The sequence below is a fragment of the Corynebacterium mastitidis DSM 44356 genome (assembly GCF_000375365.1).
Lineage (GTDB): Bacteria > Actinomycetota > Actinomycetes > Mycobacteriales > Mycobacteriaceae > Corynebacterium > Corynebacterium mastitidis.
In genome coordinates this window covers 1-5,489 of sequence record NZ_AQXB01000013.1, presented here as the reverse complement: position 1 = coordinate 5,489, position 5,489 = coordinate 1, and the positions used below count along the sequence as shown (strand labels likewise).

General features: G+C 53.5%; 5 protein-coding genes. All 5 read left to right on the top strand.

Features of this window, described 5'->3' with window-relative positions:
- Positions 1-493, top strand: a 493-nt coding sequence (locus B140_RS13980) for a hypothetical protein (protein WP_211208165.1), incomplete at its 5' end; no start/stop codon positions are given.
- A 14-nt stretch (positions 494-507) separates the two neighbouring features.
- Positions 508-1,512 carry a hypothetical protein gene (locus tag B140_RS0111170; protein WP_156801780.1) on the top strand — a complete coding sequence of 335 codons (1,005 nt, stop codon included), beginning with the start codon at positions 508-510 and terminating at the stop codon, positions 1,510-1,512.
- 121 nt (positions 1,513-1,633) lie between these two features.
- Positions 1,634-3,694 carry a phage tail tip lysozyme gene (locus B140_RS14675; protein ID WP_169332544.1) on the top strand — a complete coding sequence of 687 codons (2,061 nt, stop codon included), beginning with the start codon at positions 1,634-1,636 and terminating at the stop codon, positions 3,692-3,694.
- A 290-nt stretch (positions 3,695-3,984) separates the two neighbouring features.
- Entirely contained in the window at positions 3,985-4,740 is a 756-nt protein-coding gene (locus B140_RS13975) for a hypothetical protein (RefSeq protein ID WP_156801779.1), read from the top strand.
- Positions 4,741-4,753: 13 nt separating this feature from the next.
- Positions 4,754-5,489, top strand: a 736-nt coding sequence (locus B140_RS13970) for a hypothetical protein (protein WP_156801778.1), incomplete at its 3' end; no start/stop codon positions are given.

The window sequence follows — 5,489 nt, the reverse complement described above, 5'->3', positions numbered from 1 at the left end:
CTCGGATCATAGTAGGATATACATTTCTGATGTGATAGCGGTTGAGGACAAGTACCCCGAGCGTCATCTAAAGATCGAAAAATCATCCAAGAAGAAAAAGGGTGGAAAGAAGGTCGAATCCTCCTTTGATCTCGCACTGTTTGGTGATTTGTCCTCGGAGGTGGATCGAAAGCGTGTGGGAGCTTTGCGGTGGGCCACGTCCACCGAGGGGGTAATTGACAATATCCTCACCACGGAGAACATGCGCGTCTCGCGCATGAAGACCGACGTCTCTAATACTGTTGCCCTGTTTACCTACAAACTCTCGACGACCATAGATCTTTCGAGTGTTGATAAATATAACGAACTTATCGACAACGTCCTTGGCCTTAGTGGTAGTGACGTCTCAGTCCGAGAGGGGAAGATTCTCGTTTCGGTTCCGCTCCCGGATAAGCACCGCGCGCCTATTGATATTGCCCAAATGTACCGCGAAGCGTTCTTTATTAAATCTTAGATTGGAGGGCCATCATGCAGTCGAAAAACATTCAAGGTGTCGATCTTGATTCCGTATCCAAGGACGAGGAAAAGGTGCGGACTAAAAAAAGAGATACGTCCCGCGCTAATGACCTAAGTGAACGAGAAGGAGGGAAACGCGACGTAGAAAACTCCCACCAGGATAAGGACAACCGGCTGCATACGATCATGACGCAGGCAGCGGACTGGTTCGAGGAGATCAGCGTCAAAGACCTGCTGGTGCGCTACCTCATCCCTGCGGGCATCGTGTGCCTGCTGGCGGGGCTGATCGGCTACCAGCTTGGTGCGGGATCACGCCCTGCGGCCCCCACGACGCGCCCGCGCGCCGTGGACTCAGTAGAAGGCGCCTACTCGCTGGTGGAGAAGACCGACACGATGAAGGACGCTCAGATCACAGCCCTGCGCAAGCAGATCGTGGCGCTCAAAGACGGCGAGCACCCAGTCAGCGCTGACGAGTTTTCCGCGATAACGAGGCTCAACAGCGATGCCGTGGGCGTCCTCGATGGCTTCTTCGACTCCGTGGTGGGGATCAACCCCCGCGCCACCAACAGCGAGATCACCGCGCACCAGCAGAACCTCGCACAGATGATGACGAAATCCGCATCCACCTCTGTGCTCTACAACTTCCTCTCGGGCGCCTCACCCGCGCGCGAGCTCGGCCGCCAGGTCCACAAATCCGCGCCGATCTCTGTGTCCTGGGTTGCCACCACCGCCGGGGTGATCCGCACCTACCTCGTCCAGGTCCCCCTGATCACCGATGAGGGCATCTACCACGCCGAGTACATCGTAACCATGGACGGACCTTTGATCGCGGATCTCACCTACGTCGGCACCGCCACAGGGGGTACCACCTCAGCAGAAGAGGCCACGGCTCAGCACGTCGAAGCCGCTGAGAAACAAGCCACCGCAAGGAAGAACCCCACCCCGAATCCGCCTGAGCCTCCAGTTGATCCGCCTGCCGATGAAGCACCTGATGAACTGACGTTTACAGGCCCGTAACACAAAAAGTTGCGCGATAGCCAACGAGATAAGGAAGCCGCTATCGCACAACCAGTTTGACACATACCTCGATGGAGTTGAGGCACCTCCAAGAATAGAAGAACCAAGCAGAAAAAGCAACATGAAGAGCTTCAACTTCCTCACCGCCACCGCCCTTACCGTCATTACCACGTTGAGCATCGCCGCCCTGCCCGTGCTGGCAGACGATAAGAAAGACGACGACATAACCCCGCGATTTTGCACCCCAGACGAGGTAGACTTCCTCTACCAAAAAGGAATGTACGGGCCGCAAAAAAGCCACGACGATGACGTCCCACCCACATCAGGAACCTCCCCAGGACAATCCGACTGGCTTACCCCTGGAACCCAAGCCTACGACGTGGCCCAAGAAGTCTACGACTTCTTCACCGGAGAGATCGGAACCTCTGGCGCATTCGCCGCCGGCGTGCTCGCCAACATCAACCACGAATCCGGCGGCACATTCGACCCACAGATCTCGGAAGGCTTCGGCAGATTCCCCACCCCAGAATCCACCACCCCAGATAAAGGCGGACCCGGGGGCGGCCTCTACCAGTTCACCCCTTATGAGAAATACGTCCAAAGCCCGCACTTCCTCCTTGGAGGCTGGCGCGCAACCCCAGAATCCCAATACGTCTGGGACAGCGAATTCAAGACCGGCGCCGCGTTCGCTTCCCTCGCGGTGACACCAGCAAACTACGGGCAGCCACAGCCATTCGACCGAGGATTTACCGCCGTGACCTACCCCTGGTCAAACACCGGCGAAGACATCGAAGTGCGCAATAAAATACTTCTCGATAAAGACGCCTGGGTCACAACCGATGACCCAAAAAAAGCCGCTGCCGCATTCCAAATGGGCTACGAACGACCCGCAGCATACCACACACAAAGAGAAGAATGGGCGATACAAGCAAACAAGGTATTCAACAAAGATAACTACCCCGGAGATGAAAAAAAACTAGCCCAAGCGCTCCCTGCCGCGAATGGACTCACCACCGCCGGTAATATTGGGGGAAGCGCTCTTACTCGAGTCGTCCAAGCGCTCCAAGATCGAAGTAGGGCAAAGAAGAAAGAATCCAAGCTATTCCAATCCCCCTGCATTGTGCAAAACAAGGGCGACTTCATCAAAAACAGGTCCGAGGCCCAGAAGTTTGCAAATAAAAACGGAAAATGCGTGTCAACCGCATCGGGAAGGAAAGGCAAGAAGGGTGAACCTGGGAGCGATAGCGTTAATTCAGATGTGACGATCCTTAACGAGGATAAGCTACAGAAAAACGCAAAAGACTTAGCTCACGCTGTGGCGGAAAAATTTAAAGGAAGGATTGATACTATCGGCGGATGGAGGCCTTTTGACCGTTTTCCAGATCACCCTTCCGGAAGAGCAATTGATGTGATGATACCTAATTACTCTTCAGTGGAAGGAAAGGTATTGGGTGACGAGGTATATGATTTTATTTGGCAACATGGAGAAGAATATAATGTAGAATACACAATATGGCAACAAAAATATGATAACAAAGGTGATGGCGGCAGCGTGATGGAGGATCGCGGCAGCGATACCGAGAACCACCTCGACCACGTACACGTCACCACCGACGGCTCCGGTTACAGCGGCCGTGGCCAGCAAAACCGCAAAGGCAAAGGAGGATCCGCTTCTCCTGAGTATGGATGTCGGCGTGGTGGTACAGCTAGTGCAGGATCAGTACAGCCTAACGAGCACGGTGCGGTAATTCCCACGATCGGTCAGTACACCTCTCCCTTCACCACAGGGCCACGTCAAGACGTTGCACAAGGTGATGCAGCACATAAAGGAATCGATATTGCCAATGAGCCTGGTACCTCCATCTATGCGTTTATGGACGGCAAGGTGATCAGTGCTGGTCCTGCTTCAGGGTTTGGAAACTGGGTGCGGATTGAACACAGTGACGGTACTGTAACGGTTTATGGTCATATGCGCTCTTTTACTGTAAGCGAAGGTGATGAGGTAAAAGCCGGCGATCAGATCGCAGAGATGGGCTCGGAGGGCTTCTCGACGGGCTCGCATCTCCACTTCGAGATCCACCCCCAGGGCTACGGCAACGCCCAAGACCCCGTCCCGATCATGCAGGACCTTGGCCTAGACTTCCCGAGCGAGGTAGGACAGCCGGTCACAGCAGGAAAATAGTACAAACCCCAGGATCTGAACTCAATGGGCTCAGGGCCCTGGGTCTGATTCGAAGAAAGATTCTCGGCTGCGGATGATAAGCGGAGCGATAAGATCAACAGCTTGCGGGAATGATAAGGTCCCAGCCCTTCAGCAGACATAGACGGTGCGCTAGGGAATCGGTCACCATGCAGTCTCAACCGTGGTTCCTGTGCGTAGGGAAGCTCTTCCGACCGTAAGCCAGTTCGGAGACGTTGGCCCCACTCTATGCACATCAGATTTCTTAGTGAACACCTGATATAGTATGACTCATGGCAAACATGGGTAGTACTGGTGGAACTGGATCTACAAGGGATGATGGGGGTGGAGCGCGCAAGGAAAAACGCATGTTCATGCTTGTCGTAGTGTTTTCCATCCTCCTGACAATTGTTTTACTTGCAATATACTGGATAGTTAATTTGCTATTCGATGGTGAAAATGGGGAAACGGTAAGTGGGCACAGTGCTACCGCGCAAGTGGAAACCACTACCAAAAAAGAGCTCCACTCTCCGCAGGAAGAAAGAATCGAACAAGAAAAGCCAGAAGGAATACCGCCCGAGCGCGCTCGAAGCACTAATAACCAGGGGGTAAACCTCCCATACGATACATACTACTCCTACGACCGAAATTTCATGGCGGGCAACGAAGAAGTACCCCAAGACGTTACAGATTCAATAGCCAGCGCTGTTGTAAGTGATTACGGTGCATTTGCTGACGCTAACTATAACGAGCAAGGAGAACTGGACCGATGGCTCGTCTCAAACTATGCCTACGGCAACCCGCAACTGGCAGCCGTTTACACAATGGCAAATAAAGCCGGATGGATCGTAGACATGCAACACTTTCAGATACGCCATACCACTACCGGCGGGGAGGATGTATGGAAAGTGTCGTATGAACTCATTAATGAAGAAGGAATAACCATGTACTTGGTACAGGGGTATTACGACTCGGTCGTGGATTCAATAAAACCAATCGAAATGACCTTCACTCAAGAAGGAATGGCAGCAGCACCATCCATGCACTGAAAAGGAAAAGAACGTGAACATACTTCAGCCCATCCAAGAGCGCTGGTCACGCCTAGACCAACGCCAACGGCTCCTCATCCTCGGCGGCAGCATCACCGCCGTCATCTTGATCGCACTCCTCCTACGCGCCGTGCTGAGCAGCCCAGAAGAAACCACCGACCCGTTTGCCGCACCGATCACCGCCCCCAGTCCCGCCGCCACGCTCAACGGCCAAGACCGAACTCAATCCCACGAGCGTGCACCCCACACTCCGGTAGTGCCCCAGAAGGCAGCCGCAGAAGAAGAGGAAACACCCACCCCGGAGACCGCTCCGACAGAAGAAGAATCAGTAGACGTCAGCGACCAATCCGAAGAAGCGAAAGTATCCCGCATATCGTACATTCTCCAAGATCTCGTTCTTGGCGACGGAATACGACAAGATTACGATAACGCCCAAAAACTCAACGAACGCCTCATTCGCGAAGGCGATGTTACAGCAGGGCCCATACTCGAAGAAGCACTAGGGACAATAGCCCTCATGCAATCAGGAGTATATGCGAGCGTTTCCTCTGACCCACAAATCACGAACACTGGACCGGGAACATACGAATTAGCCTATTCCGTTGTTGCCGCCTATGTTCCCGACGGAATAACCGACAGGGTAAACAGCAGGAAAGTAATCAAGGAAGAACTCGACGCCATGATGAATGACGGAATGTACACCTACGTCACCTTCACTATTGACATGAATAACCACGTAGTCGATTCTG

Coding starts and splice junctions, on each gene's coding strand:
- B140_RS13975 (WP_156801779.1), top strand. CDS start 3,985: ATGGCAAACATGGGTAGTACTGGTGGAACTGGATCTACAAGGGATGAT.
- B140_RS14675 (WP_169332544.1), top strand. CDS start 1,634: ATGAAGAGCTTCAACTTCCTCACCGCCACCGCCCTTACCGTCATTACC.
- B140_RS0111170 (WP_156801780.1), top strand. CDS start 508: ATGCAGTCGAAAAACATTCAAGGTGTCGATCTTGATTCCGTATCCAAG.